Below are 26,610 nucleotides of genomic sequence, written 5' to 3' on the forward strand. Positions count from 1 at the left end.
CCGCTCCGTGCAGCTTCAACGCTGCCTCAGCCGAGCAAGCGGCGAAGCATTACCCACTAGCGAGGTTGTGTAATCGTGTGTATGATTCGAGGAGTGCAATATGAACAGTGCCGAGATCGTCAAACTGATTCGGGCGGAAGGCTGGCGGCTAATCCGTATATCGGGCAGCCATCATCATTTCCGGCACGCGGTAAAAGCCGGTCTCGTGACCATCCCGCATCCCAAAAAGGATCTTCCGCCCGGCACGCTGAACAGCATTTTGAAACAGGCAGGCCTCAAATGAAAAACTTGATTTTCCCGATCGCGATCGAGCCAGGTGACGAGCACCATGCGTTCGGCGTGGTGGTCCCCGACATTCCGGGTTGCCATGCCGCGGGCGATACGCTGGAGGAGGCTTACGCGAACGCGAAGGAAGCGATCGAGGCGCATCTCGATACGCTGCTCGACGAAGGTATGCCGATCCCGGAACGGCTGACGCTCGAAGCGCATCGGCGTAATCCGGACTATGCAGGCTTTACGTGGGGTTTCGTGACAACCCGGAACATCCCGGCGTTGAAGAAAGCAATACGCATCAATATCTCGCTGCCCGAGGCGCTGGTCCACGACATCGACGCTTACGCGCAGGCACGCGGCATGTCACGTTCGGCATTTCTCGCGCTGGCCGCGGAGCATGAGATGGCGGATGCGTGAGAAGGCGTGCGCGGGCGCGGCGCCGGTCAAACACCAACCCTTCCGGGTTCAGGTCGCCTCGGCATTCGCCCAGGCCATCTCCCGCAGTCGCGTGCGCAAGCGCGCCACCGCCTGGCTGTGCAACTGGCACACCCGCGATTCGCTGACTTCCATCACCGCGCCGATTTCGCGCAGGTTCATGCCGCGCTCGTAGTACAGCGACATCAGCAGCTTCTCGCGCTCCGGCAGACGGTCGATCGCCTCCACCAGCGCCGAGCGCAAGCTGTCGTCGAGCAGCGCCGACAGCGGGTCCGAATGATCGACGCAGTAGCGGTCGAGAAACGGCTCGTCGTCCGCGGAACGGTCGAAGTCTTCGTAATAGATCAGCTGGCTGCCATGCAGATCCTGGAGCATCGACTGATACTCGTCGAGCGGCATTTTCAGATGCTCGGCGATCTCGGTCTCGCTTGCCGAACGGCCCAGGTTCTGTTCGACCTTGTGCACTGCCGTTTCGACCTCGCGCGAGGTACGCCGCAAGCTGCGCGGCAACCAGTCGTTGCTGCGCAACTCGTCGAGCATCGCGCCGCGAATCCGCTGGCTGGCGTAAGTCTCGAACTGCGCGCCCTGGTCCTCCTTGTAGCGGCCCGCGGCATCCAGCAGTCCGATCATGCCGGCCTGAATCAGATCGTCGAGATCGACGCTCGCCGGCATCTTGGCGACAAGTTGCAAGCCGAGGCGGCGCACCAGCGGCGCGTACTTCGTCAGAACTTCGGCTTGGGAAATCTTTCCCTGAGCGTTATACATCGTGCTCCCCTTGTCCTTGTGCCGCCTCTCAGGCGAGCTGCGCAGACGGTTGGTCGGCGTGTTGCGCCGCTGTAACTGCCGCAGGCGCCATCCACGGCGTTTGCGACGACATCGCTGGCCGCATCGGCCAGTACTGCAATTCGGCGGCAAGATGCCGGAAGTCACGCGCTGCCGGTGTCGACGGGAATGCGTCGACGACACAACGCGACAACTCCAGGGCTCGCGCCATCCGCACATCGGCGGCAATGCAACCGGCGTCTTCCAGCGCCACCGTCAGGTAGCGCCCGGCCACGCCGGCCAGGTTCGCAAAAGCGATATGCGCGTCGTCCACGCTCTGCACGTGGTTCACCAGCACGCGAAACTGTGCGGTGGCGTGGGCGTAGTGCAGACGCTTCATGCACGCGTACGCGTCGGTGATCGCCTGCGCCGCCACGCGCGTGACGATCATCAGGTCGTGCGCCTGCATCGCGAGCGGCGACAGGTGGCCTTGCTGGTCGAGTTGCGCGTCGATCAGCACGATGTCCGCGGAACCGTGCAGCACCGCGTCTAACTGCGCGGCCGTGTAGCCTTCGCGGTTGTTGCGCGAGGCGGCCAGCACCGAGAACCCGAGCGCGTGCCGTGCGGTGGCCTCGTCGAGCGTCATCTCGCCGCGTATCACGGCCGCAAAATTGCCCGCGCCGCGCACGCCGCCGAGCATCGCGCTCACCGACTTGTCGCCCAGACATTCGTCGATCACCAGCACGTCCTTGCCCTGCTGCGCGAGCGCGGCGGCGAGATTCACCACGGTCGTCGTCGAGCCGACGCCGGCCGATCCGCCCGTCACGGCAATCACGCGCGAGCCGCTTCTCGCCAACATGCGCCGCAGTCCTTCGGCCTGATCCGAGATGAATTTATCCAAAGCGGACCTCGTGCAGTTCGGCCGTCGACCGCGCGGACAGCGCGGACAGCAACGCCGGAATATCGTCGTCGTGCGGCACGAACGGGGAGTTGTCACGCGGAATGCAGAACGCGCTCTTGATCAGGAATTTCTTCGTCGCGACGTACAGGTTTTCCGGCACCTTCTGACCGGTCGACACGTAATGCACCGGCAGCTTGTAGCGGATCACCGCGTCGAGTACGCCGCCCAGATTGGTGGCTTCGTCGAGCTTGGTCAGGATGCAGCCGGCGAGCGGCTGCTGATCCGGCGCGCGTTGATACGCCTGCACGACTTCATTGAGCGTGTCGCCGTGACTCGTCGCGTTCAGCAGCAGGAGACGCTGCACCGGCTGACCGGCGCGGCACAACATCGCGATCTGTTCGGACACGAGGCGGTCGCGCTGGCTCATGCCGATCGTGTCGATCAGCACGATGTGCTTGTTGCGCAGTTCGGAGAGCGCGAGTTGCAGATCGGCGCCGTCTTTCACCGCGTGAACCGACACGCCGAGAATCTTGCCGAAGATGCGTAGTTGTTCGTGGCCGCCGATCCGGTAGCTGTCAGTGGTGAGCAGTGCGACCTTGCTGGCGCCGAAGCGCATCACGCAGCGCGCCGCGAGCTTGGCGGTGGTCGTCGTCTTGCCGACGCCCGTCGGGCCCATCAGCGCGAACACGCCGCCGCGCTCCATCAGCGCGTCCTCGTCTTCCATCACCGGCAGGTTCGATTCGAGCACCGAGCAGATCCATGCCATCCCGCCGTCCACGTCTTCGACGTTTTCCGGCAGGTTGTCGACCATCATCTGCACGAGCTGCGCGGAGAAACCGGCGGCGAACAGATGCTTGGTGAGCGCGGCGCGCGCCGGGCTGCGGCGCTGGCGCTCGCCCCACAACAGGCCGGCGAAGTGTTCTTCCATCATCCCGCGCATCGACGCGAGTTCGTTCATCACGGTTTCGTTGACGACCTGCTCCATGCGCGCCTTGATCGCTTCGGCGACCGAGGCGGGCGCGCGGGTGTCGTCGCCGGTGGGCAGCGACGGCGCGATCTTCTGCGCGGCGCGGCGCGCGGCAACCTGCGCGGCTTCGCGAGCCCATTCGGGCGTATCTTTGACTTGCGCCGCGGCCGCCTGCGCCGCGGTCTTGCCCGGCTCGACTGCGGCGCCGAGGCCCTTGGCCATCGCGGCGGCAGGCGTCATGGCCGCGGGCCGCGCGCTGTAAGCGCCTTGCTGTTCCTGCTCGGCGGCGATGCGGCGGGCGTGGTCGATCAGCCAGGGGTTCGATTCGGCCATCGTGCGCGACGCTTCAGCATCGGCTGCCGGTGCGGCGGGCGAGGCCGGCACGCCGGCGGCTTTGAGCAGATCGGCGCGGATGTCTTCACTAAGACGCGTCGCCGCGGCGCGAGCGCTGGGTTGGCCGATGGCGATCGGTTGCGACGGAGCGGCTGCGGAAGGCATGGCCGGCATCATCGACGGGGCTTTGGCGGCGCCAGGCAGCGAGGCTGTCGGCGCGGCAGCAGGTTTCGGCGCGGCCACCGGCGCATCGCTTGCGGCCATGGTCTCGGCGCCGGCCTCCGGGCTTGCGCCGAACACCGACGAGAACACATCGGGCATGCCGCTCGCATACGGGTTCGCCTGCATCGTCATGGCGCGCGGCGCGGCGAGCGAAGACATGCCGGTCGCTGCATTCGTCGGCGCGGCCTGCGCTGCGCTTGCGCCGGTGCGGGCCTTCGGCGTGATGGCGGCGAGATCGCTGTCGGCCAGCGCGACGATCTCGACGCTGCCGTCGTCCATCGTGCGATTGGACAGCACAACCGCATCCGGGCCCAGGGCTTCGCGCACGAGACGCAGCGCGTCACGACTGGTAGCACCGACAAATTTACGAATGTTCAAGCTGGACCCCCGATGAGGTAAACGGACTATCGGACCGGCAACATACCGCTTCCCATTGAGATCAATTATTGCGAAAGCCGTCGAGTGACGATCGATGGATAAAGACGGGTAAAGGTGGGCAATTCGAACGATGGAAACGCTGCGTAAGCCATGTGGACGCCGGTTTTAAACGGGTTTTCCGGGCACGGCCGGTGGTCGTTTTGCGGCGGGAGCACGTATGTTTCAACCCGCGTCTCAGCCCGCATGCGGCAAGAAAAACCGCAAGCTGGAATGAAAACCGGCGCTCGAAGGAGCGTCGGCAGAAAGGCATCGACTCGGTGCGTAGAGGTCAACCGCGGGTCGACTGCGGGTTAACTGCGCGGTTCAACCGTGCGCGCCGATCAGATTCACGACCCTGATATTGCGTGTGTCGGGCACCTCCGCGTACGACAGCACCTTCAACTGCGGCAGGCTGCGCCGCAGGAAGCGCGCGAGCATCGGCCGCAACGCGTGCTGCACCAGCAGCACCGGCGCGAACCCAAGGTTCTGCTGGCGCGTCATCGCCTTCTGCGTTTCGGTCAGCAGCGTGTGCGCGAGACCGGGCTCGAGGCCCGGATTGGCGCCGGTCGACAGCGCCTGCGACAACACCCGTTCCAGATTCGAATCCAGGCCCATGACCTGCATATCGCCGGTGCCCGGGAACCACTGCTGCGTAATCGCACGGCCGAGCGCGAGGCGCACGGCGGCGGTGAGATCGTGCGCGTCGGTGATCTTCGGCGTGTGCTCGGACAAGGCTTCGAGAATCGTGCGCATGTCGCGGATCGGCACGCCTTCTTCCAGCAGGTTTTGCAGCACCTTTTGCAGCGTGGTGAGCGGCAGCGTCTTCGGCACCAGATCGTCGACCAGCGACGGCGTATCTTTCTGCATCCGCTCGATCAGCGCCTGCACTTCGCGGCGGCCGAGCAATTCGGACGCATGCGTGACCACCAGGTGATTCAGGTGCGTCGCCACCACGGTGCTCGAATCGACCACCGTGTAGCCGTACACCTGCGCCTGTTCGCGCAGATTCGTATCGATCCAGATCGCCGGCAAACCGAACGCCGGGTCCTGCGTCGGCGTGCCGGGCAGCGCGGCGGAAACCTGCCCCGGATTGATCGCCAGCCACTGCCCCGGATACGCTTCGCCGACGCCGACTTCGACGCCCTTCAGCGCAATCCGGTAACCGTTCGGCCGCAATTCGAGGTTGTCGCGGATATGGATCACCGGCGGCAGGAAGCCGATTTCCTGCGCGAACTTCTTGCGAATGCTCTTGATACGCTTGAGCAGTTCGCCGTCCGAGTTCTTGTCGACGAGCGGAATCAGCCGGTAGCCTACTTCGAGGCCGAGCGTGTCGATCATCGTCACGTCGTCCCAGCTGGCTTCGGTGTTTTCCACCGGGGTCATCGCGGCCGGCGCGACGTCGACGAGCGCGGTGCTGTTCTTGCGTTCCTCGGCGCGCTTTTTCATCGTGCGACCGAGCTGGATCAGGCCGCCGCCGAGAATCAGAAACGCGAAGTGCGGCATGCCCGGGATCAAACCCATCAGCACGAGAATGCAGCCGGTGATCATCAGCACGCGCGGATTCGTGAACAGCTGGCCGGTCAGCTGCGTGCCGATGTCTTCGTTGGTGGCGACGCGCGAAACGATCACACCGGCCGCCGTCGAAATAACCAGCGACGGAATCTGCGCGACGAGGCCGTCACCGATGGTCAGCAGCGTGTAGGTCTTGCCTGCCGACGCGAAGTCCATACCGTGCTGCACCATCCCGACGATCAGGCCGCCCAGGATGTTGATCACCATGATCAGGAGTCCCGCGATCGCGTCGCCGCGCACGAACTTGCTCGCGCCGTCCATCGAACCGTAGAACTCGGCTTCCTGGGAGACTTCCAGGCGGCGCTTGCGGGCCTGCTCTTCGTTGATGAGGCCGGCGTTCAGGTCGGCGTCGATCGCCATCTGCTTGCCGGGCATCGCATCGAGCGTGAAGCGCGCGGACACTTCCGCGATCCGCCCCGCGCCCTTGGTGATCACCATGAAGTTGATCACCATCAAAATGATAAAGACGACGATACCGACCGCGAAGTTGCCGCCCACCAGAAAGTGGCCGAACGACTCGATCACCTGACCGGCGGCATCCGGCCCGGTATGGCCTTCGAGCAGTACGACCCGCGTCGATGCCACGTTCAGCGACAGGCGCAGCAAGGTCGAGAACAGCAGCACGCTCGGGAAAGCCGCGAAGTCGAGCGGCTTCATCGTGTACATGCTGACGAGCAGCACCATCACGGAAAGCGCGATGTTGAAGGTGAACAGCAGGTCCAGCAAAAACGGCGGCAACGGCAAAATCATCATGCCGAGGATCATGCAGATCAGCACCGGCCCGGCGAGGGCACGCAAATTGGTGCTGCTCAAGGCATCGGGCCGTCGGGACAGGAATCCGGCGCGAGCGTTCATGCGGAGGCTCCTGAAGCGTTGTCGTTAGCGTCGTTAAGTGTGTCGACGGCTTCCTGATCGGCTTCTTCTTCCGATACGCCGCCCTTGTCGAGATCCGCCGGCACGTCGAGCCCGGTCGGTGCGACCGGCGCGACGCCGCCTTCGGCGTTAAAGCGCCGCAACTGATACACCCACGCGAGGACTTCGGCGACCGCGCCGTACAGCGGCCCGGGAATCTCTCGGTTCAGTTCGACGTTGTGATACAGCGCGCGCGCCAGCGGCGGTGCTTCGAGCAGCGGCACGTTGTTCTCCGCGGCAAGCTCGCGAATCCGCGCGGCCACCAGGTTCACGCCCTTGGCGACCACCTTCGGCGCGCGCATCTCGCCGTCGGTGTATTGCAGCGCGACGGCGAAGTGTGTCGGGTTGGTCACCACGACATCGGCCTTCGGCACCTGGGTCATCATGCGGCGGCGGGCCATCGCCCGTTGCTGCTGACGAATCCGGCCTTTGACATGCGGATCGCCTTCGCTTTCGCGATGTTCGCGCTTCACTTCTTCCTTGGTCATGCGCAGTTTCTTGTGGAACTGCCAGAGTTGATACGGCACGTCCAGCGCCGCCACCACGAACATGCCCGCCACCGTCATGCCGCAGCAGACGGCGATCAGATGCATGGCGTTGGCGAGCGCGATATGCACAGGCTGGGTGGCCAGCGCGAGAATTTCCTCGCGGCGATTCCAGATCGCCGTGCCGCCGACGATGCCCACTACAAGCGTCTTCGCGAGCGACATGCCGAGCTGGATCGGCCCGTTGATCGAGAACATCTTGCCGAGACCGGCGATCGGGTCGAGCCGGCTGAACTTGGGCTCGAGCCCTTTCGCCGACAACAGCCAGCCGCCCAGCGCCATCGGCGCGAGCAAGGCGGCTGCGCCGGTAAAGGCAAGAATCGGCAGCAATGCGTACAGCCCTTCGCGGCTCGCGACACCCGCGCCGATCATCATGCGGCGCGTTTCGAACGCGCCGGCGTGGTCGAAGGTGAAAGCTGTGCGCAGCATGCCCTGCAAATGCTCGCCGATGCTGCTGGACATGCCCCACACGCCGAAAAAGCCTGCTGCCAGCAGCGCAAACGTCGAGAGCTCCCGCGAACGCACGATCTGCCCTTCCTCGCGCGCCTTCTGCAGGCGCCGGGGGGTGGCTGATTCGGTTTTTTCGAGGTCGCTATCCTCTGCCACTCAAGCTCTCCAGTCGGTCGAGGCACGATGCCTGGTTCGAGTGAGAGCGATTATTCCCGTTGCGCGCAACCGACGATCGGCGGATAAGGGCGGAGAAAGGGGGGTATTTCGAGGGATGGAACTGCGGGCAAACCGCCCGGGCGGGGTTGCTGGAGGCGCGCGTGCGGGGTGAATGGAGCGGGGATAAGCGAGGGGGAAGCCGACGGACGGGCCGCCGGTAGCGGACGGCCTGTAATGGCCAGCCTGGTAGCGGGAAGCCGCCAGCAGATTGCCCGTGGCGGAAGACGCGCGGCGGGTACTCGCTCGGTAATGCGCGAGTACCCACCGGTTGTCACCCTTCAGTCATGCGCGTCAAAAAGCGACGTAAGGCGCCTGCTGGCCGCCGCTCGCCGTCTGATCGATGCCGTAATACACGTGACGGCCATAGAAGAACGGCAAGCCGAGATCGAAGCTGCCGCTGTTCTGCGCAGCCAGGTCGTTGAACGCGTAGTTGTTGCCGTTGCCGAACAGGGTAGCCGCGCTCAAGATACCGATATTGGCGGTCGTTTTCGTGCCATTCAGCCCGACCAGGCTGATCGAGCGCGTCTGTGCCGACGACGGGCAGTAAAAGCCCACGTAGGAGCCGCCGCACAGCGTCAGCGAACTATCGGCGAAGAAGTAGCCGTTCGAACCCGAGTCGAGGAACGCCCTCACCGTCGTGCCGTTGAAGACACTGTTGCTCAGATTGCCCCAGGGATCGGTGGTGAAGCTCTGCGCGGCAGCCATCGCGTTGTTCGACCGCGTGTCGATACCGAACACCAGCGTGCCGGTCGCCGATGGCGAGCCGGTATCGCCAATCGGCGGCATCTGCACGATCACGCCGTTGTTGTCGGTGGCGAAGTGCGCGACCGGATTGGCGACCTGCTGCGCGAGCGGCACCGCGCTGCGCGTGCTGCAGGAGGTGCCGCCCGGGCACGCGAAGTAGTTGCTGTTGTTGACGGCTGTCGACGCGTTCGCGCAGGTAACGCCGCAATCGTAGGGCGCCGTGCCGATGCCGAGAATGCCGTTGGCGCCGAGATCACTGGCCGTGTTTTCCGCCACGCCGGTGCAACCAGCCGGCACCGTGCTCGCCGCCATGTCGCCGATGATCTGCATTGGAATGCTCCCCGCCGTCTCGCTGCCGATCGTCACGTCAGCGGTACGTACCGAGCCCCACGTATAGCCATCGGCGAACGTCGCGCACTCGGCAAGTGGCACGCCTGCCACCGTGACCGCCGGCAACGCGCCAAGCACCGAAGTCAGCTTCGAGCTCACCACACGCAAACCGAACGAACCGGTGTCGACCTGGATGTTGTCGATAGTCTGGCAATTGGTGGTCGACCCGGGCGGGCACACCGTCACGCTGACCGTAGGAATGTTGATGACACCTTTCACGCCCACGCCAACCGTAATCGGCACCGTATTCGCCGCAGTCGCGGCGATCGGCTGCTGAGTCGGGCTCGCCGGCAGCGATCCGCCGTTCAGCGCGGTCGACGAGCTGGAACCCGAACTGGAACCGGAATCGCCGCCACCGCCGCAAGCGGCCAGAACCGACACCAACACCACGGCCGCAACCGCCTGCGTCCAACTCTTTAGCTTTACCGTAAATTGCATGGTTCGCATCGTTCGTCCTCGCCCTTACTGGATGTCGGAACCGCTGACGCCGGCAGGCAGCGCTTGGGGCAACCACGCCTGACCGCTGAATCCGCCCATGTGGCCGCCGGAATGGACCACGAGGCTGCTCTGAACGACCGCAACCGGGCCGCGTCCGCCGCGCGTCGCGCGGATGGCCTTCACGCCGGCCACGTACTGCGGAAAATAGCTGCCGAGCAGATCGCTCAGATCCGGCATTTGCGGGCCGTGCCACGCGATGCCGAACACCGAGCCGTCCGCCGCCAGGTATTCGCGCACGACCGTGCCGTTGCCGAGCGTGGTTTCACGCACGGTATAGGACGCGGAGGCGGTCGTAGAGGCAGCGGCGCTGGATGCGGAACGCATCACGCTCTGTGCCGCGGAAGCCGCGCTGGCGGCAGGCTGCACGGTGCGGGACGAAACCGACGCATCCGCGGGCGGTGTCATCGGTGCGCCGCCCAGTCCGGCGTAAGCGGACGGCACGGCGAACAGCGAACAGGGCAAGACTAGCGCCGTAACCAACCCGGCGCGGCGTACACGACTCGACATGACAAAGCTCCTCCCAGGCGACTGCTGCTCGGTCCGCACGTCGTACGAACCGGCTGCATGTAGGCAGATCATACGGCACCGTCGCGGTCGCACGATGGGAGAGATCCTCGTCGTGCCACCGCCCGGCGCCATTGCGCGCCGGAAAGCCGTACCGCTGCTCGAAGTCGTAGTATGCCTGTGGTTTGTGTCGGCAGACAGCAAGCCACGCGGGCGCGCGGCTTGCCATGCATACTGGTTTGCCCGGTCGCTTCGGCGGGCTATCCGTGGGTTAGAACCCGAGACTCGCCAGCAGATCGTCGACCTGCGACTGGTCCTGCACCACGTCCGTTTTGCCTTCCGGATTGATCTGCGGACCGTTCAGCAGGTGTTCGGGGCTGCCGGTCGACGACGGCTCGGCCGCCAGCGCCGCCGCGGTCGCCGCGAACTGCTCGCGCCGCTCGAGCGCGATGTTCTCGACCAGCACGCCGAGCAATTGCTGCTCGATCAGGTACACGACCTCCGTGATCTTCTTGATGACCTGGCCGGTCAGATCCTGGAAGTCCTGCGCCAGCATGATTTCCATCAGCTGCGAGTTGGTCGCGGTGGTGGCCTCCGGCACGCCGCGCAAGAAGGCACGCGTGTCGTTCATCAGCGCGCGCACTTCCTCGCGCTCGATCGGCGCCGCGTACCATTTTTCCCAGCGCGCATCGAGCTCGCCCGCATCCTGGCGCAACTGTTCCTGGATCGGCTTGGCGATGTCGATCGAGGACAGCACGCGCTCGGCGGCCTGCTCGGTCATGTTCGCGATGTACTTCAGACGATCGCGGGCGTCGGGTACGGCTTCCGCCGCGCGCTCGACATGCTTGTCGAGCCCCAGCTCACGCATCGAGTCGCGCAGCGTGCGCGTCAACTGGCCGATGCGGGCGAGGATGCGGTCGGACGCGAATTCACCGCTCTCGTGGACCGCTTCGGCCCCTTGCGCGTTGGTCGGCAGATTCACGTCAGCTCCCGGTCTTGGCCATCTTCTCGAGAATCTTGTTGAGCTTCTCGTCGAGCGTCGCGGCCGTGAACGGCTTGACGACATAACCGCTCGCGCCCGCCTGGGCCGCCGCGATGATGTTTTCCTTCTTCGACTCGGCCGTCACCATCAGCACCGGCAGATGCGTGAGGTTGGCGTCGGCGCGGATTTCCTTGAGCATCGCCAGACCGTCGAGGTTCGGCATGTTCCAGTCCGAGATCACGAACTCGTAGGTGCCGCCGCGCAAGCGCGCGAGGCCGGCCTGGCCGTCTTCCGCCTCATCGACGTTGCTATAGCCCAGCTCTTTGAGCAGGTTGCGGACGATCCGGCGCATCGTCGGAAAGTCGTCAACTACCAGAATCTTCATTCCCTTATCCATTTCATTCCCTTTGCTTGATCCACGGTGCGGCGCATGACCGCCAGTTCATCCCGATTCGTGTCGACCGGGGTTGGCGCTTTAGCGCTTACTCCGGTCCCATGCCTGGCGCTCGCCGTCAGGCCGCGCATCATACCCGCTGAACGCGTTCGCCCATCGATGACAGACGCGCCATCACGCGCCGGCTCATTTCCGGCAGCGAGGCGATCTCGTCGGCGGCGCCCAGCGCGATCGCTTCGCGCGGCATGCCGAACACGATACAGCTCGCTTCGTCCTGCGCGAGGGTATACGCCCCCGCTTTTTTCATCTCCAGCAGCCCGGCGGCGCCATCGCGGCCCATCCCGGTCAGGATCACGCCGACCGCGTTCTTGCCCGCGTGCTGCGCGGCCGAACGGAACAGCACGTCGACCGACGGACGATGCCGGTTGACCGGCGGCTCGTCCGACAGGTGCGCAATATAGTTCGCGCCGCTGCGGGCCAGCAACAGGTGAGCGTGGCCGGGCGCGATATACGCATGCCCCGGCAGCACGCGTTCGCCGTGCTCTGCCTCTTTAACGGTAATTCGGCACAAACCATTGAGGCGTTGTGCAAAAGATTTCGTGAAACCCGGCGGCATATGCTGCGCGATCAGCACGGCAGGCGCATCCGGCGGCAGCGGCACCAGCACTTCGCGGATCGCTTCGGTGCCGCCCGTCGACGCGCCGACGATGATCAGCTTCTCGGTACTGAGCAGCGGGTTGTTGAAGAGCGGCGCAGCGGCTGCGGCGTCGGGCGCATGCGCTGCATGTGCCGCCGCATGGTGCGCCGGCGCGGCCTGGCGCACCCGCGCGCGGGCTGCGGCGCGAATCTTGTCGGCGAGCTTTTCCGAGTAGTCGAGCATGCCGTCGCGAATGCCGACTTTCGGCTTCGTGACAAAGTCGACCGCGCCCAGTTCCAGCGCGCGCAACGTGATTTCGTTGCCGCGCTCGGTCAGCGACGACACCATCACGACCGGCATCGGCCGCAGTCGCATCAGCTTCTCGAGAAAGTCGAGGCCGTCCATGCGCGGCATTTCGACGTCGAGCGTCAGCACGTCCGGATTGTGCTGCTTGATGAGATCACGCGCGACCAGCGGGTCGGGTGCGGTTGCCACGACAGTCATGTCCGGCTGGCCATTGATGATTTCCGTCATCAGGCTGCGAATCAGCGCCGAATCGTCGACGCACAGTACTTTGATCTTTTGCACAGCGCTCACGCCTCCTCTGCGGTTTTGGCGTTGTTTGAATTCATGGGGCGCGGGCTCACGCCGAATAGTTCGATGCGCGGCTTCGCTACGCCTGCGCTCGCGCTGCTTGCTGTGGATGCTGCGGCGTTGCCTGCCGGCTTGCCCACGCCGCTGCCCATGCCGCTGCCTGTATTCGAGCCGAACAATTCGACTTTCGGCCTTGCAGCGGCCGGCGTGGCAAACAGCTCGACCCGCTTGCGCGCCGCCGCGAGCCGCTCGGCGCGCGCTTCGGGGCTTTGCCGCACCAGCGCCTGTTCACGCTCGGCGACACCGGCTTCCTGCTGCAGGCGCAGCTTCTTCACCATCACCTGGCCGGTGCGCGGCATGAAGGCGATTTTGCGCGGATGCGAGCCCTGCAAGTCCTCGGCGACGATGCGGATTTTTTCGAGCGCCAGATAGCGGCGCACGAATTCCGAATTACGGTCGCCGATGTTCATCGTCGTCATGCCGGCCAACACCGCGCCGCCGCCGAACACCTTGGCTTCGAAGCGCTCGCGCCGGCCGCCCGCCTTGATGAGTTCGTTGATCAGCACTTCCATCGCGTACGCACCGTAGCGCATCGAATCCGACGCGGCTTGCGCGACGTCCGCGCCGTCGTCGGGCAGCATGAAGTGATTCATGCCGCCGATGCCCGCCGTGCGGTCCTGAATACAGGCCGCGACGCAGGAACCGAGGACGGTGACCAGCACCATGTCTTCGCTGGTCGTATAAAACTCGTTCGGCAACAGCTTCACGCCGGGGCGTTGGAAGTGGTTGTCGAAGTACAGATTGGTGGCGATCGGCAGGGCGGCGCTCATACCGTCACCCCGCTCGCCGGCGTGCTAATGGAATGGTTCGCCTGGCGAGACGGCGCGCGTGCGCCGGTGGCGTCGCGCGTCAGTTCATAAACAGTCTGGCCGCGCAGCTTGAACGCCTGCGTCACATACGTGAAGTTTTCCGAGTGACCGGCAAACAGCAAACCGCCCGATTTCATCAAGGGCTCGAAGCGCGCGAGCACCTGCGCCTGGGTCGGCTTGTCGAAATAGATCATCACGTTGCGGCAGAAGATCGCGTCGAACTGCGAGCGCAACGCATAGTCCCGGTCGGTCAGGTTTAGTTGTTCGAAGCGCACCATCGCGCGCACTTCCGGGCGCACTTTGACCATCCCGGCGTGCGCGCCGGTACCTTTCAGGAAGAAGCGCTTGAGCCGTTCGGGCGAAAGATGCTTGACCTGATCGAACTGATACATGCCCGCTTCGGCTTTTGCCAGCACCTGCGTGTCGATGTCGGTGGCGAGTACGCTCGCCTGGCGCGCGCCGCTGTCGCCGAGCGCTTCGATCAGCGTCATCGCGATTGAATAGGGCTCTTCTCCGGTCGAAGCCGCCGAGCACCACACCGACACCGGCTGCGGCCGGCGCGGCACGAACTCGGCGAGGATCGGAAAGTGATGCGCTTCGCGGAAGAACGCGGTCAGGTTGGTGGTCAGCGCATTGGTGAACGCTTCCCACTCGGCCGGATCGTTCTCCCCTTCGAGCAGATCGAGATACTGTTTGAAGGTATCGAGGCCACGCGCGCGCAGCCGGCGCGCCAGACGGCTGTACGCCATGTCGCGCTTGTGGTCCGACAGCGAAATGCCCGCGCTGCGATGAATCAGTTCGCGAATACGAGCGAAATCCGCCGACGTGAATTCGAAATCCCGTCCCTGTTCGCCGGATCTAGCTGGTTCCGCCCGCTCGGAGCGTTGCTGTGCGCGCGTTGCCATCATGAAAGTTCCTGCCTGCGATACGAGCCATTCCGCTTGCCGCCAAAGCGATTTCCTTTGGCGCAAGGGATTGTGTTCGCGGGGTCGCGCCCGCCCGCGAGTTCTGCCCGCTTGCAGCCGGCCTGCGACACGCTGCCTAAGCGTGCTTCGATGATTCGCCCCTCATGGAGCGAGATGCCGAATGACTGCATGTCTGCCTGCTGCTTCCTAGAACGTTTCCCAGTCCGCATCCGATGCCGTGGCCGCGCTTGCAGCGGCCGGGCGAACTGCGGATTCGGACGCCGCACGCGTCGTCTTCGGCTTCAGAGCCGGTTCGACACGTGCGGTGCCGGCGTCATGGGCGGCCGAAACCGCTGCCGCTGTGCCTGTTGCCGTGTGTGCTGCCGGTTGCGGCGAGGCTTTGGCAGCCGGCGTCGTTTTCATGCCTGCGCTGCGCGCCTTTTGCGGACGCGCGGCCGTCGTCACGCTGCGCGTTGCCGCGTGCGTTTGCCCACCGCCGGCCACCTTCCAGCCGTTGACCACGGATTGCAACTGACGCGTCTGATCTTCGAGCGACGCGGCCGCCGCTGCTGCCTGTTCGACCAGCGCGGCGTTCTGCTGCGTCACTTCGTCCATCTGCACGACCGCGCGATTGACCTGCTCGATGCCGCCCGACTGTTCTTCGGATGCCGCGCTGATTTCGCCCATGATGTCGGTCACGCGGCGCACCGCCTGCACGATCTCGTCCATCGTGGTGCCCGCGCGGCCGACCAGCGTCGAACCGCTTTGCACCTTGTCGACCGAGTCGCCGATCAGATCCTTGATTTCCTTCGCGGCGCTGGCGCTGCGCTGCGCAAGGCTGCGCACTTCGCCGGCGACCACGGCGAAACCGCGGCCCTGTTCGCCTGCGCGCGCGGCTTCGACCGCCGCATTCAGCGCCAGAATATTGGTCTGGAACGCAATCCCTTCGATCACCCCGATGATGTCGACGACCTTGTTCGAACTGGTCGCGATGTCCTGCATCGTCGTCACGACCTGGCTCACCACGTCGCCGCCGCGGGTCGCGATATCGGACGCGTTGACGGCCAACTGGCTCGCCTGGCGCGCGTTCTCGGCGTTCTGCCGCACGGTGCCGGTCAGCTGCTCCATGCTCGAGGCGGTTTCCTGCAGCGAAGCGGCTTGTTGCTCGGTGCGTTGCGACAGATCGGTGTTGCCCATCGCGATTTCGCGCGCGCCGGTGTCGATCGATTCGGCGCTGCTGTGGACCGCCTTCACCATCGTCGACATGCTTTCCTGCATCCGCTTGATGCCGCCGAACAACCCGCCGATTTCATTGCGGCTGAACACTTCGATCGTCTCGGACAGATCGCCCGCGGCGATCCGTTCGAAGCACGCGGTTGCGTCGGCGAGCGGCTGCACGATCAGGCCGCGCAGCGCGAAGCGGATGCCCACCACCAGCAGCAAGGCCAGCACGGTGACGGCGATGATCAGCGTCGTCATCAGCGAGATGCCCGATTGCGCGCTTGCCTGCTGATCCACTGCGTGTTGCTGCAGCCCCTTGATCACGGCGGACGCGGCGTTGTCGTACGCGACGAACATCGGGCTGATCTTCGTATCGGCGATCGCGTGATAAGCCGCCAGATCGTTCGCGTGCAATGCCGCGAGCTCCGGCTCGATGCCGTCTCGCATCAGGGCCGTGCGGCGCGTCACCAGTTCGTCGAGCTGCGCCTGCTCGGCGCCGCTTTTCGGTGCGTCGAGATAGGCCTGCCAGCTCTGATTGCCCATGCCGTGCAACTCCTGCGCACGATCGAGGACCTTCTTCGTCTGTTCGGCGTCGCCGGCGGCGCTCAACGAAATGAAGCGATCCAGTGTCACGCGCGAACGCAACAGGTATGTAGACGCCTCGTCGAGCGCGTGAATCGCCACCAGATCGCCACGCGTAATGCGATCGAGCGACTGGCTGGCGCCGCGCAGCGCCGTCAGTCCGAGCGCGCCGACCACCACGGTCAGCGCAACCAGAATGATCCCCACCATCGTCAGTGACGTGCGAATCGACCACCTGCTCAGCATCTCAATGCTCCCTTTTTCAGTCTCTCGTTCACGCAACAGCCGCTTAGCTGGCGAGCGTTTCGATCAGCGCCATTTCACGGCTGGTCATCAGCTTCTCGATGTCCATCAGGATCAGCATGCGGCCGTCGACGGTGCCCAGCCCCGTGAGGTACTCGGTCGTCAACGTGGCGCCGAATTCCGGCGCCGGCATGATCTGATCGGCAGCGAGCGTCAGCACGTCCGACACGCCGTCCACCACCATCCCGACCACGCGATGCGCGACGTTCAGAATGATCACGACGGTCTGGTGGTCGTACTCGACGCGGCCCAGATGGAACTTGATGCGCATGTCGACGATCGGCACGATGATGCCGCGCAGATTGATCACGCCTTTGATGAATTCCGGCGCATTGGCGATACGCGTCACGTTGTCGTAGCCGCGGATTTCCTGCACCTTGAGGATGTCGATGCCATACTCCTCGGCGCCGAGCGTGAAGACGAGGAATTCCTGACCGCCGGCGTCCGCCTGCTGCGCGTCGCGGCGGCCATTCGTACCGCTCGCGTTCGCGACGCTCGAATTGATGGATTGGACTTCTGCCACGTTAGCCCCCAAACGGTTGGGATGAATTGAGTTGAGTAAGTGTTGCGAATGTCATGAACGTCACGCGAGGCTCATCGCGCCATGCGCGTGGCGGGTCTCGCGGTTCAACGCCGCCACGTCCACGATCAGCGCGACACTGCCGTCGCCGAGAATGGTTGCGGCGGAAATGCCGTGCACCTTGCGGTAGTTCGTTTCCAGATTCTTCACGACCACCTGCTGCTGGCCGACCAGCTCGTCGATCAGCATCGCAAAGCGGCGCCCTTCGGTTTGCATGATGGTGACGATGCCTTGGGTCGGTTCCCGCTTCGCGTCTTCGACCGAGAACACTTCGTGCAGCGCGACAAGCGGCAGATATTCACCGCGCACGCGCACCACGCGCTCGCCGTTGGCCACCGTGTAGATGTCCTCGGCTCGCGGCTGCAGCGACTCCATCACGAAGTTCAGTGGCAGAATGAAGATCTCGTTGCCGACCTTCACCGACATGCCGTCGAGAATCGCCAGCGTGAGCGGCAAGACGATCCGCGTGGTGCTGCCCTTGCCCGCACGCGAGGTGATTTCGACGTGACCACCCATCGACTGGATGTTGCGCTTCACCACGTCCATGCCGACGCCGCGGCCCGACACGTCCGTCACCTGCTCCGCCGTCGAGAAGCCCGGCAGGAAGATCAGGTTCCAGACTTCGTCGTCGGTCATGCTTTCGCTGACCTGCATGCCTTGCTTGGCCGCTTTCGCGAGAATCTTGTCGCGGCGCAAACCGGCACCGTCGTCGCTGACTTCGATAACGATGTTGCCGCCGTGATGCGCGGCCGACAGCACCAGCTGGCCGGTCGAATCCTTGCCCGCCGCACGCCGCGCTTCCACGGTTTCGATGCCGTGGTCGAGACTGTTGCGCACGAGGTGGGTCAACGGATCGATGATCCGTTCGATGAGGCTCTTGTCGAGTTCGGTCGCCTGACCGAAGGTCACGAGTTCCACTTCCTTGCCGAGTTTCGCCGCCAGATCGCGCACCAGACGCGGGAAGCGGCTGAAGACGTAATCCATCGGCATCATGCGGATCGACATCACCGCTTCCTGCAGGTCGCGCGCGTTGCGCTCGAGTTGCGCCATGCCGTTGAAGAGGCGGTCGTGCAATGCCGGATCGAACGTGCTGGTGGTCTCGGCCAACATCGCCTGAGTGATCACCAGTTCGCCGACCAGGTTGATCAGCTGATCGACCTTCTCGACGCCGACGCGAATCGAGCTGCCTTCCGCGCCGCCTGCCGCCGCGGCCGGACGCGCCTTGCGGTCCTGTTCGGCCGGCGCGGCCGCATTCGCCGCTGGTGCGTTGGCCGCCGACGCGGGTGCCGCTGCCGGTTCGTGGGCTGCCGGCGCGCTCGGCTGTTGCGCCGGTGCGTCGAACACACCGTGCGTGGCGGAATGGGTGGACGCAGCGGAGTCGGCCGCCGGTGCCGACGATGCTGCGCGCTCCACCGGTGCTGCGTAGGTTGCCTGTGCTGCCTGTGTTACCTGTGCTGCCTGCACCGGCGACGAATGCTCAGCGTCCGGCGTTCCAGGTTCGCCTTGCTGAGTATCGTCGGCCGGCGCCGCACCGCGGCTGATCGAGATCTGACTTTCGTCGATCACGAAACAGCACACGGCGATGATGTCGTCGGAACTCACATCGGTCGCGAGCCACAGCGTCAGATCGCCGCCGCTCTTGACCCGCCCGACGATGTTCCCCAGGTTGCCGAGCTCTTCGGCCAGCAGTTCCTGGTCCTTCTCGTCCACGCCCCGTAGCGTAATTTTCAGATGAGGGCCGGCGCTTTCGTTTGCATCGCCGGTTCCCGCGGCTTGCCCGGTCTGTGCCGGTTCGCCGTCAGTCCATTCACCCGCCGCCTGCACCGCCTGGTCGACGACGTGCTCCGGCGGGGTGCCGCCTTGTACTGCTGCCGGTGGTTCTATCGGTGCGGCTTGTACTGCTTGTACTGCTGGCGCTGCCGCTGCTGCCGTTGCAACTGCCGCTGCCGGCGCGCCGCCGAGACGGCTCTCCGCGTGCAACTGTTCGAGCTTCGCGCAGATCGCCTTGGCGACCGCCGTGTCCGGCTCGGCGCTCGCGCGGTAGTCGGCGAGCTGGCCCGACAGCACGTCCTTGGTTTCGAGGAACGTGTCGATCATGTCCTTGCGCAGCACGAGTTCGTTATTGCGCGCGCGGTCGAGCAGCGATTCGAGAATGTGGGTCGTTTCCGTTAGCGCGGTAAAGCCGAACGTCGCCGCGCCGCCCTTGATCGAATGCGCCGCGCGGAAAATCGCCGCGAGGTCTTCGGGGTCCGGGTGGGCGATGTCCAGATTGAGCAGCAACTGCTCCATCTGCGCGAGCAATTCGTCCGCTTCGTCGAAGAACGTCTGATAGAACTGAGTGATGTCGAGTGTCATGCCTGGGTCACCGCGAGAGTTCCTGTCTAGGCTTGGGCTGCCGTGCCGCCGCGTCGAAAGCTTCTATAACTTGTGTAAAGGTGGCGCTCATCTGGCGCTCATGCCGGGTCTGCTTCACCTAACGCCGCCACCAGTTCGGTCAGCATGTCGGGGTCGAGCGGCTTTTCGATCCAGCCGGTCGCGCCCGCAGCCCGCGCCGCCGCCTTGAACGGCTCGCCCGATTCCGTCGTGAGGACGAGGATAGGCGTCGCCTGGTAGGCCGGGTTGCCGCGCAGCGCGGCGATCAGATCGAGGCCGGTCCTGCCCGGCATGTACTGGTCGGTCAGCACGAGGTCGAACGACATGGCGAGCGCGTTCTCGAGCCCTTCGTTGCCATCCGCCGCGAGCGTCACTTCATAGCCGGCCGTCGTCAGCGTCGCGGCGAGGATTTGCCGCATCGATGCCGAATCGTCGATTGCCAGAATGTGCCTGATCATGAAAACCTCGCTGCACTTACGCTATGGATCGCCGTGCATTTCCCGCCTCGCAGGAAACGCGCACCGGGCAATCGCTGTCTGTTACTGGGCCGCCGTTGCCGGCGCCTTCGGTGCAACCGTCACCGGTTGCGCAAGCTTTTGCAGCAGCGGCTTCGAGCCGGCTGCGTCGTCCGACAAGGTGGTCGTGGTGGAGTCGTCATGGTCAAGCGCCTCCTCCGACTTCCTGTTCAACACGATGATGCTGATGCGGCGGTTTTCCGGATCCATCGGGTCCGCCTTGTTCAGGTTCTGCGTCGACGCGAGGCCGAGCACCCGCATGACCTTCGTTTCGTCCATGCCGCCGGCGATCAGCTCGCGGCGCGACGCATTGGCGCGGTCCGCGGACAGTTCCCAGTTGCTGTAGCCCTTCTCGCCACCCGCGTATTGCACCGCGTCGGTGTGACCCTGGACGATGATGCGGTTCGGCACGTCGTTCAACGTGTGGCCGATTTCGCGCAGGATGTCGCGCATGTACGGTTCGACCACGTCTCGCGCGGTCGCGAACATCGGCCGCTTCTGCGAGTCGACGATTTCGATGCGCAGGCCGGTCAGCGTCGAGTCGATACGGATCTGCTGCTTGAACTGGCGCAGCACCGGATTCGCTTCGATCGCGGCCATCAGCTTGACCTGCAGATCGTGCAGGCGGACCTGCTCGCGGCGCTCCAGCTCACCCTGCAACTGCTTGACCGAATCCTCGTTGTTATGCGACGTGGTACGCTCGGCGCGGCTGCTCGAACCGTCGGTGGAACGCGTCACGCCTTGCGCGTCGGTCGAGATGTCGCGGCCGCCGCCCTTCAGAATGCTCGAATCCTCGGCGCTGCGATCGCCGCCCCACAGCGTGATCTTCAACGGCTGGTTGAAGTAATCGGCGATGCCCCTCAACTGCACGGTGGAGGCCGAGCTCAGCAGCCACATCAGCAGGAAGAACGCCATCATCGCGGTCATGAAGTCCGCGTACGCGAGCTTCCACGCGCCGCCGTGATGGCCGGCCTTCTTCGGCGCGGAGCGCTTGACGACAATCGCGCGGTCTTTGTCCTTGCTCATCGATTCGGTTCCCGGCGCCCTTTATCTGGTCTTTACTTGGCCTTGACGCGGCGCACGTGCTCTTCCAGCTCGGCGAACGACGGGCGTTCGGTCGAGAACAGCACCTTGCGGCCGAATTCGACGGCGATCGCCGGCGCATAGCCGTTCAGGCTGGCGAGAATCGTCACCTTGATGCACTGGAACATCTTGGTCGATTCGGTCACGCGCTGTTCGGCGACGCTCGCGAGCGGCCCGATCAACCCGTACGAAAGCAGAATCCCGAGGAAGGTGCCGACCAGCGCCTGGGCGATCATCTCGCCGAGCACCGCGGGCGGCTTGTCGGCCGAGGCCATGGTGTGCACCACGCCCATCACCGCGGCGACGATCCCGAACGCCGGCATCGCGTCGCCGACCTTGTTCAGCGCATGCGCCGGCGCTTCGCCTTCCTGGTGATGCGTCTCGATCTCCTCGTCCATCAGGCTTTCGATCTCGAAAGCGTTCATGTTGCCGCCGACCATCAGACGCAGGTAGTCGGTCAGGAACTCGATGATGTGCTTGTCGGCGAGGATCTTCGGATACTGGGTGAAAATCGGGCTCTTCGACGGATCGTCGATGTCGGCTTCCAGCGTCAGCGTGCCTTCCTTGCGCGCCTTGGCCAGCAGGACATAGAGCAGCGCCATCAGCTCCATATAGACGTCCTTGTTGTACTTCGCACCTTTGAAGAGGGTTGGAATGACGCGCACCGTCGACTTGATGGTCTTCATCCCGTTGCCGAGAATGAACGCACCGAGGCCGGCGCCGACGATCATCAGCACTTCGACGGGTTGCAACAGCGCGCCGAGATGACCGCCTTCCAGCGCATACCCGCCGAAGACAGACAACAGCGTCACGAGTGTTCCCACGAAAATCAGCACTGCCGAGCCCTCACAAAGAAGCGACGGTCACCGTCGTTAATCTGGTTTACGGCAACGGAGCAGAAAACTTTGGCGGAAAAGCAGCTTGTCGCTCCGGTGTAAAGAAACCGGACGGGCGCCGCGCGGTCGGGCTGCGAGGCCGCGCGGACGGAGATGCGCGTGGCGGGCGCGAGCTGGCGTCGGGTTGGCGCCCGGCGCGCCGCTCAAACCGCGAGCGCGGCCAGGCTCTCGCGGGCCCGGGCGTCGGCGAATTTCTTCGTCTTACCGGCGCGCGAGGGCGGCTGGCACAGCCCGCAGACGAAAGCGTGCTGCGGATCGTGCGCATGCGCGACAAAGTGTCCGCCGCAACGGCAGCAGGCGGTCATTTGCAGCATGCCGGAGTCGAAAAAGCGCACCAGCGTCCAGGCGCGCGTGAGACTGAGCACGGGTTCGTCGTCGTGCAGGTGGACGTGTTCCAGATACAGCCGGTAGCTCTTCACGATCGACTGGATCGTCAGGCAGCCGCCGTGGCCGGCCATGAAACGGTAGATGTTGTAGAACAGGGAGGAGTGAATGTTCGGCTGCCAGGTCATGAACCAGTCGGTCGAAAACGGCAGCATGCCCTTGGGCGGCGAAACGCCTTTCAGCTCCTTGTACAGCTTGATGAGCCGGTCGCGCGACAGACTGGTTTCCGCTTCCAGCAACTGCAAACGCGCGCCGAGTTCGACCAATTCGATCGCCAGGGTGATTTCCCTGACTTCGAGCACTACGCTTTTATAGGCCATCCGTTGGCATTTCCCACGTCCTGATCGCTTTATTTGAGATGCAGGACGCCATCAGCCGAGTTGCTCGACCGGCTGGCTGGCCATCAGGATCGCGGAATGCGCCTGAGCCACGGCGCTGGATTTGCTCTTGTCCGCGAGCGCGGACAGCACGGCATGATCGTCGAAACGGAAACGGCACAACACCTGATTGGACCCCGCCAGCTTGACGGTCTGCGCCAACGACAGATTGGCGAGCACATCGGCCAACTGGTCCGAAATCCCCATGCGGAACATGCCCATCGGCTTGTCTTCGCGCAACAGACGCTGCGCGAGCAGGAGATAAGACAGGTTTACTTCTCTGATCTCATTGAGCATTTCGCTTGTCGCGCTCATGATTCCCCCGGGGTGTATCTGGCTGGTCAGGCCGTTGCGGAAACGTTTGCTCGAACGCGCGCACTTAAACCGCGCGAATCGGCTCGTTTCTGGTGTTGCAAGCATTGTGTCGAAAGGGGGAGCGGACGAAAATCGGACAGACACCCAGCTTGTCTGACGGATTAATCCGTCATTGTTGTAGGAATTTCTCCTACAACGGGCCAATCGGAAAGGAATCTTCGGATGAGAAAGCGCATGGTTCGCAAGTTGCGATGCGCCTGGGAGATTTCCGCGGCCGGTACGATGCGTACAGAATGGTGAGCCACCGAAAGCTCATGATCCGCACCGTGCAACGGTGAGCAAGAATTATAGACGTTTTCACTTCCATGCAACGCGCCTCGTGTAGGCGCCGTTTCCAGCCCACCGGGCGTACTTGTAGCGCTTTCCGGCACGTTTAATGCGTCGGAAGCGCTTGCTGCCAGCCATTCTTGCTTCCTGACTATCGGGGACAGCCATCCGGCCTACCTGTAACGCGTCATGTTTCGCGCTGTAACAACATTAAGCGTTTGAAAAATCACTCGAATTAGCTCCGCCAATCCCGATAATGACCCTTAGGTGATTACCCGATGCAGGTTCGAGGCACCCCCGGGCGGCGGCTTACCGCGCCCAACCGTCCGTCAGGCATTCGCGCCTCGCGCATTCGAGCGTCGTTGTGCGAAGCCGTTGTGTTGTGTATAGGAGAAAACGCATGCGAATCGCACAAATTGCGCCGTTGTACGAAGCCGTTCCGCCGAAATTTTACGGTGGCACCGAACGCGTCGTGTCGTATCTGACCGAAGCGCTGGTCGACCTTGGCCACGACGTTACGCTGTTCGCGAGCGGCGACTCGGTCACTTCCGCCAACCTCGATGCCTGCTGGCCGCGAGCGCTGCGCCTTGATCCGACGATCCGGGACGCGCTGGCTCCGCATATCCTGATGATGGAAAAAGTGCGCAAGGTCGCGCACGAATTCGACGTGCTGCATTTCCACCTCGACTATATGCCGTTTCCGCTGTTCACCACGATGGACACGCCGTTCGTGACGACGCTGCACGGCCGTCTGGACTTGCCGGAGCTTCAGCCGGTGTTCGACACCTTCTCGCATGTGCCGGTGGTGTCGATTTCCGACTCGCAACGTGTTCCGCTGTCGCAGGCGAACTGGCTGAGCACGATTTATCACGGTCTGCCGGACCAGTTGCTGACGCCGCAAACGCACAAGCAGCCGGAATATCTGGCGTTCCTCGGCCGTATCTGTCCTGAGAAGCGCGTCGATACAGCTATCAGGATCGCTGCCCAAAGCGGTCTGCCGCTGAAGATCGCCGCCAAAGTGGACAAGGTCGACCAGGACTACTTCAAGAAGGAAATCGAGCCGCTGCTGTCGCTGGCGCACGTCGAGTTCGTCGGCGAGATCAACGAGGCGCAGAAGCCCGAGTTTCTGTCGGGCGCCAAAGCGTTGCTGTTCCCGATCGACTGGTCGGAGCCGTTCGGCCTCGTAATGATCGAATCGATGGCCTGCGGCACGCCGGTGATCGCGTTCAACCGCGGCTCGGTGCCGGAAGTGATCGACCACGGCGTGACCGGCTATATCGTCGAAGACGTGCAGGGCGCGGTTGCCGCGCTCCAACGTCTGGACGAGCTTTCGCGCACTGAGATTCGGACGCAGTTCGAGCGCCGCTTCAGCTCGAAAACGATGGCGCAGAATTATGTAGACGGCTATTCGGCACTGATCGAAGCAACTCGCCGTCCGGTGCTGCGCAAGGTCGCAGTAGGTTGATTGACGCCCTAAAGCGGCTGACACTCTTTTTGCACTCAGCCGCTTAGGTCCGCTTCCGCCGCTTTCCGATTGCACGATTCCCACGCCAATCACGAGCAACATTGTCATGTGAATCGTTTGCGCGATCGGGTATGTCAGAGTTAACCCCGCTTCTTCTAAGAAAAAGCCGCTTTCGATGGCGGCTTTTTTAATGCCTGCGTGGATGCGCTTCCATGGCAGCATTACCGCGAAACGAATAAACGATCGGGCACCAATCGTCCTTCAATTGGCTTTCGATAGCCCGGTACCCCGTTCAAACCGCACCGATCAGAAAGCGTTCGCGATTCTTGCCGGCAATCCACTTAGGCGGCTTGCCGCGCCCGCTCCATGTATTGCCCGACTTCGGATCCTGATACTTGGCCGGCAGCGGTGCCTTCTTGGGCGGGCGTCCGCGCTTGGCGGCGACCGCGAAGCCGAGGTCTTGTGCGGTTAGACCGTATTCAGCGATCTTTTGGCGGATGTCGGCGACTACATTGTCGATTTCCGTGCGCCGGGCTTCTTCCGCCTGTGCCTGCAATTTGGCGATCTGCGCCTTGAGGTCCGCGTATTGAGACATTTCGGTTCTCCCCTTTTCTGGAACTCATTGGCACGCAGACTAACTGTAATTATAAAAATTCGCAATGGCCAATAATACCGATTTAGGCAGATATCCTCTGATAATTATTAAGCGTCGATGAATTGTTAAATGACGTCTTTATCGCGAAATAATAGGTGAAGCCGACGCCACTTTGACAATTCTTGACACCCGATCGGCCAGCCATTGTCTAGAATTGCGCGCTCAAATGCATGCATCCGCGCGCGGCCATGCATGTTATTCAGAGCATTGAACTTTTTAGGATAACCAATCATGCAGTTGTCAAAGCGCCTCGCTGCCGAGCTGTTCGGCACCTTCTGGCTCGTGCTCGGAGGCTGCGGCAGCGCCGTCCTCGCCGCTAATTTCGCCGGCCCGGTCCACGGGCTCGGCATCGGCTTCGTGGGCGTCTCGCTCGCATTCGGCTTGACCGTCCTGACAATGGCTTACGCGATCGGCCACATCTCCGGCTGCCACCTGAATCCGGCGGTGAGCGTCGGCCTGACCGTCGCCGGCCGCTTTCCGGCGCGCGATCTGCTGCCGTACGTCGTCGCGCAAGTGATCGGCGCGGTAGTCGGGGCGCTGGTGCTGTCCTTGATCGCATCGGGCAAGCCGGGCTTCGATCTCGTCGCAAGCGGTTTCGCCAGCAACGGCTACGGCGAGCGCTCGCCGGGTCATTACTCGCTCGCCGCCGCGTTCATTTGCGAAGTGGTGATGACAGGCTTCTTCCTGTTCGTCATTCTCGGTGCGACCGACAAGCGGGCACCGGCGGCCGGTTTCGCGCCGATCGCGATCGGCCTGTGTCTCACGCTGATTCATCTGATCTCGATTCCGGTTACGAATACGTCGGTCAACCCGGCGCGCTCGACCGGCCCGGCGCTGTTCGTCGGCGGCGCGGCGGTGGATCAACTGTGGATGTTCTGGGTCGCGCCGATCATTGGCGCAGTGATCGCAGGCGTGCTGTATCCGGCGCTCGCCGGAAGCCGCCGCGCCGATTCGAAGGAACTGGCTCTCGACTGACAGGCGCTGCGCTTATCCTCGCAGTCAAGCGGGCGCT

General features: G+C 63.7%; 26 protein-coding genes. 4 read left to right on the top strand and 22 right to left on the bottom strand.

What is annotated here, in order from left to right; genetic code table 11:
- The first annotated feature begins 100 nt into the window (after positions 1-100).
- Positions 101-283 carry a type II toxin-antitoxin system HicA family toxin gene (locus tag SB772_RS24055; protein ID WP_410835707.1) on the top strand — a complete coding sequence of 61 codons (183 nt, stop codon included), beginning with the start codon at positions 101-103 and terminating at the stop codon, positions 281-283.
- Complete coding sequence (locus SB772_RS24060; RefSeq protein WP_410835708.1) at positions 280-690, top strand: type II toxin-antitoxin system HicB family antitoxin; 411 nt, start codon at positions 280-282, stop codon at positions 688-690. Before SB772_RS24055 ends, SB772_RS24060 begins: the two co-directional genes overlap by 4 nt.
- Before the next feature lie 48 nt (positions 691-738).
- Here SB772_RS24060 and SB772_RS24065 read toward each other — a convergent pair whose 3' ends face one another.
- The 21 genes from SB772_RS24065 to flhD form a co-directional block, all read right to left on the bottom strand.
- Positions 739-1,473 carry an RNA polymerase sigma factor FliA gene (locus tag SB772_RS24065; RefSeq protein WP_341313938.1) on the bottom strand — a complete coding sequence of 245 codons (735 nt, stop codon included), beginning with the start codon at positions 1,471-1,473 and terminating at the stop codon, positions 739-741.
- A 28-nt stretch (positions 1,474-1,501) separates the two neighbouring features.
- Entirely contained in the window at positions 1,502-2,371 is an 870-nt protein-coding gene (locus SB772_RS24070) for an AAA family ATPase (RefSeq protein WP_410835709.1), read from the bottom strand.
- Positions 2,364-4,271 carry a flagellar biosynthesis protein FlhF gene (gene flhF, locus SB772_RS24075; protein ID WP_410835710.1) on the bottom strand — a complete coding sequence of 636 codons (1,908 nt, stop codon included), beginning with the start codon at positions 4,269-4,271 and terminating at the stop codon, positions 2,364-2,366. The genes SB772_RS24070 and flhF overlap by 8 nt, the downstream gene beginning before the upstream one ends.
- 363 nt (positions 4,272-4,634) lie before the next feature.
- Entirely contained in the window at positions 4,635-6,737 is a 2,103-nt protein-coding gene (flhA, locus tag SB772_RS24080) for a flagellar biosynthesis protein FlhA (protein ID WP_410835711.1), read from the bottom strand.
- Complete coding sequence (flhB, locus tag SB772_RS24085) at positions 6,734-7,945, bottom strand: flagellar biosynthesis protein FlhB (protein ID WP_410835712.1); 1,212 nt, start codon at positions 7,943-7,945, stop codon at positions 6,734-6,736. The genes flhA and flhB overlap by 4 nt, the downstream gene beginning before the upstream one ends.
- A gap of 351 nt (positions 7,946-8,296) precedes the next feature.
- Positions 8,297-9,586, bottom strand: coding sequence for a DUF3443 domain-containing protein (locus SB772_RS24090; protein WP_410835713.1), 1,290 nt, complete (start codon positions 9,584-9,586; stop codon positions 8,297-8,299).
- Positions 9,587-9,601: 15 nt separating this feature from the next.
- Entirely contained in the window at positions 9,602-10,144 is a 543-nt protein-coding gene (locus SB772_RS24095) for a DUF2844 domain-containing protein (protein ID WP_410835714.1), read from the bottom strand.
- A gap of 268 nt (positions 10,145-10,412) precedes the next feature.
- On the bottom strand, positions 10,413-11,123 hold the full coding sequence (cheZ, locus tag SB772_RS24100) for a protein phosphatase CheZ (protein WP_410835715.1): 711 nt from the start codon (positions 11,121-11,123) through the stop codon (positions 10,413-10,415).
- A 1-nt stretch (position 11,124) separates the two neighbouring features.
- Positions 11,125-11,520: a chemotaxis response regulator CheY gene (cheY, locus tag SB772_RS24105; RefSeq protein WP_201071378.1), complete on the bottom strand. Its 396-nt coding sequence runs from the start codon at positions 11,518-11,520 to the stop codon at positions 11,125-11,127.
- Positions 11,521-11,647: 127 nt separating this feature from the next.
- Positions 11,648-12,742 (bottom strand): protein-glutamate methylesterase/protein-glutamine glutaminase, encoded by a 1,095-nt coding sequence (locus SB772_RS24110; RefSeq protein WP_410835716.1) that lies wholly within the window; start codon positions 12,740-12,742, stop codon positions 11,648-11,650.
- A gap of 5 nt (positions 12,743-12,747) precedes the next feature.
- Entirely contained in the window at positions 12,748-13,578 is an 831-nt protein-coding gene (gene cheD, locus SB772_RS24115; protein ID WP_410835717.1) for a chemoreceptor glutamine deamidase CheD, read from the bottom strand.
- A complete protein-coding gene (locus SB772_RS24120; protein ID WP_410835718.1) occupies positions 13,575-14,525 on the bottom strand; it encodes a CheR family methyltransferase in 951 nt (316 codons plus the stop codon). Before SB772_RS24120 ends, cheD begins: the two co-directional genes overlap by 4 nt.
- Positions 14,522-14,713 carry a hypothetical protein gene (locus SB772_RS24125; RefSeq protein WP_410835719.1) on the bottom strand — a complete coding sequence of 64 codons (192 nt, stop codon included), beginning with the start codon at positions 14,711-14,713 and terminating at the stop codon, positions 14,522-14,524. Before SB772_RS24125 ends, SB772_RS24120 begins: the two co-directional genes overlap by 4 nt.
- Positions 14,714-14,729: 16 nt before the next feature.
- Positions 14,730-16,571, bottom strand: a complete 1,842-nt coding sequence (locus tag SB772_RS24130) for a methyl-accepting chemotaxis protein (RefSeq protein WP_410835720.1) — start codon at positions 16,569-16,571, stop codon at positions 14,730-14,732.
- Between the two features lie 43 nt (positions 16,572-16,614).
- A complete protein-coding gene (gene cheW, locus SB772_RS24135) occupies positions 16,615-17,151 on the bottom strand; it encodes a chemotaxis protein CheW (RefSeq protein WP_410835721.1) in 537 nt (178 codons plus the stop codon).
- Between the two features lie 60 nt (positions 17,152-17,211).
- Positions 17,212-19,563, bottom strand: coding sequence for a chemotaxis protein CheA (cheA, locus tag SB772_RS24140; protein WP_410835722.1), 2,352 nt, complete (start codon positions 19,561-19,563; stop codon positions 17,212-17,214).
- A 98-nt stretch (positions 19,564-19,661) separates the two neighbouring features.
- The gene (locus tag SB772_RS24145; protein ID WP_410835723.1) at positions 19,662-20,039 is read right to left on the bottom strand and encodes a response regulator; all 378 of its coding nucleotides are present in this window, start codon (positions 20,037-20,039) and stop codon (positions 19,662-19,664) included.
- Positions 20,040-20,120: 81 nt separating this feature from the next.
- On the bottom strand, positions 20,121-21,122 hold the full coding sequence (motB, locus tag SB772_RS24150; RefSeq protein WP_410835724.1) for a flagellar motor protein MotB: 1,002 nt from the start codon (positions 21,120-21,122) through the stop codon (positions 20,121-20,123).
- A gap of 32 nt (positions 21,123-21,154) precedes the next feature.
- Positions 21,155-22,015 carry a flagellar motor stator protein MotA gene (gene motA / locus SB772_RS24155; RefSeq protein WP_410835725.1) on the bottom strand — a complete coding sequence of 287 codons (861 nt, stop codon included), beginning with the start codon at positions 22,013-22,015 and terminating at the stop codon, positions 21,155-21,157.
- Positions 22,016-22,218: 203 nt separating this feature from the next.
- Complete coding sequence (gene flhC / locus SB772_RS24160; RefSeq protein ID WP_410835726.1) at positions 22,219-22,779, bottom strand: flagellar transcriptional regulator FlhC; 561 nt, start codon at positions 22,777-22,779, stop codon at positions 22,219-22,221.
- A gap of 51 nt (positions 22,780-22,830) precedes the next feature.
- The gene (flhD, locus tag SB772_RS24165) at positions 22,831-23,151 is read right to left on the bottom strand and encodes a flagellar transcriptional regulator FlhD (protein ID WP_410835727.1); all 321 of its coding nucleotides are present in this window, start codon (positions 23,149-23,151) and stop codon (positions 22,831-22,833) included.
- A gap of 727 nt (positions 23,152-23,878) precedes the next feature.
- Between flhD and SB772_RS24170 the strand changes: the two genes are divergently transcribed.
- Entirely contained in the window at positions 23,879-24,943 is a 1,065-nt protein-coding gene (locus tag SB772_RS24170; protein WP_410835728.1) for a glycosyltransferase family 4 protein, read from the top strand.
- 292 nt (positions 24,944-25,235) lie between these two features.
- Here SB772_RS24170 and SB772_RS24175 read toward each other — a convergent pair whose 3' ends face one another.
- Positions 25,236-25,538 (bottom strand): H-NS histone family protein, encoded by a 303-nt coding sequence (locus SB772_RS24175; protein ID WP_341313919.1) that lies wholly within the window; start codon positions 25,536-25,538, stop codon positions 25,236-25,238.
- Between the two features lie 291 nt (positions 25,539-25,829).
- Here SB772_RS24175 and aqpZ point away from each other — a divergent pair, with 291 nt between their 5' ends.
- Entirely contained in the window at positions 25,830-26,573 is a 744-nt protein-coding gene (gene aqpZ / locus SB772_RS24180) for an aquaporin Z (protein WP_410835729.1), read from the top strand.
- Positions 26,574-26,610 lie beyond the last annotated feature (37 nt).

Origin of the sequence: Paraburkholderia sp. SIMBA_030, from assembly GCF_046535245.1 — a bacterium.
GTDB lineage: Bacteria > Pseudomonadota > Gammaproteobacteria > Burkholderiales > Burkholderiaceae > Paraburkholderia.

Excerpts from the sequence above, each read along its gene's own strand:
- cheY (WP_201071378.1), bottom strand. The coding sequence starts at position 11,520 with ATGGATAAGGGAATGAAGATTCTGGTAGTTGACGACTTTCCGACGATG.
- aqpZ (WP_410835729.1), top strand. The coding sequence starts at position 25,830 with ATGCAGTTGTCAAAGCGCCTCGCTGCCGAGCTGTTCGGCACCTTCTGG.
- SB772_RS24125 (WP_410835719.1), bottom strand. The coding sequence starts at position 14,713 with ATGCAGTCATTCGGCATCTCGCTCCATGAGGGGCGAATCATCGAAGCA.
- flhD (WP_410835727.1), bottom strand. The coding sequence starts at position 23,151 with ATGAGCGCGACAAGCGAAATGCTCAATGAGATCAGAGAAGTAAACCTG.
- SB772_RS24170 (WP_410835728.1), top strand. The coding sequence starts at position 23,879 with ATGCGAATCGCACAAATTGCGCCGTTGTACGAAGCCGTTCCGCCGAAA.
- cheA (WP_410835722.1), bottom strand. The coding sequence starts at position 19,563 with ATGACACTCGACATCACTCAGTTCTATCAGACGTTCTTCGACGAAGCG.
- SB772_RS24060 (WP_410835708.1), top strand. The coding sequence starts at position 280 with ATGAAAAACTTGATTTTCCCGATCGCGATCGAGCCAGGTGACGAGCAC.
- SB772_RS24145 (WP_410835723.1), bottom strand. The coding sequence starts at position 20,039 with ATGATCAGGCACATTCTGGCAATCGACGATTCGGCATCGATGCGGCAA.
- flhA (WP_410835711.1), bottom strand. The coding sequence starts at position 6,737 with ATGAACGCTCGCGCCGGATTCCTGTCCCGACGGCCCGATGCCTTGAGC.
- SB772_RS24095 (WP_410835714.1), bottom strand. The coding sequence starts at position 10,144 with ATGTCGAGTCGTGTACGCCGCGCCGGGTTGGTTACGGCGCTAGTCTTG.
- SB772_RS24175 (WP_341313919.1), bottom strand. The coding sequence starts at position 25,538 with ATGTCTCAATACGCGGACCTCAAGGCGCAGATCGCCAAATTGCAGGCA.
- SB772_RS24120 (WP_410835718.1), bottom strand. The coding sequence starts at position 14,525 with ATGATGGCAACGCGCGCACAGCAACGCTCCGAGCGGGCGGAACCAGCT.
- flhC (WP_410835726.1), bottom strand. The coding sequence starts at position 22,779 with ATGGCCTATAAAAGCGTAGTGCTCGAAGTCAGGGAAATCACCCTGGCG.
- motB (WP_410835724.1), bottom strand. The coding sequence starts at position 21,122 with ATGAGCAAGGACAAAGACCGCGCGATTGTCGTCAAGCGCTCCGCGCCG.
- SB772_RS24090 (WP_410835713.1), bottom strand. The coding sequence starts at position 9,586 with ATGCGAACCATGCAATTTACGGTAAAGCTAAAGAGTTGGACGCAGGCG.
- cheD (WP_410835717.1), bottom strand. The coding sequence starts at position 13,578 with ATGAGCGCCGCCCTGCCGATCGCCACCAATCTGTACTTCGACAACCAC.
- SB772_RS24130 (WP_410835720.1), bottom strand. The coding sequence starts at position 16,571 with ATGCTGAGCAGGTGGTCGATTCGCACGTCACTGACGATGGTGGGGATC.
- SB772_RS24055 (WP_410835707.1), top strand. The coding sequence starts at position 101 with ATGAACAGTGCCGAGATCGTCAAACTGATTCGGGCGGAAGGCTGGCGG.
- SB772_RS24065 (WP_341313938.1), bottom strand. The coding sequence starts at position 1,473 with ATGTATAACGCTCAGGGAAAGATTTCCCAAGCCGAAGTTCTGACGAAG.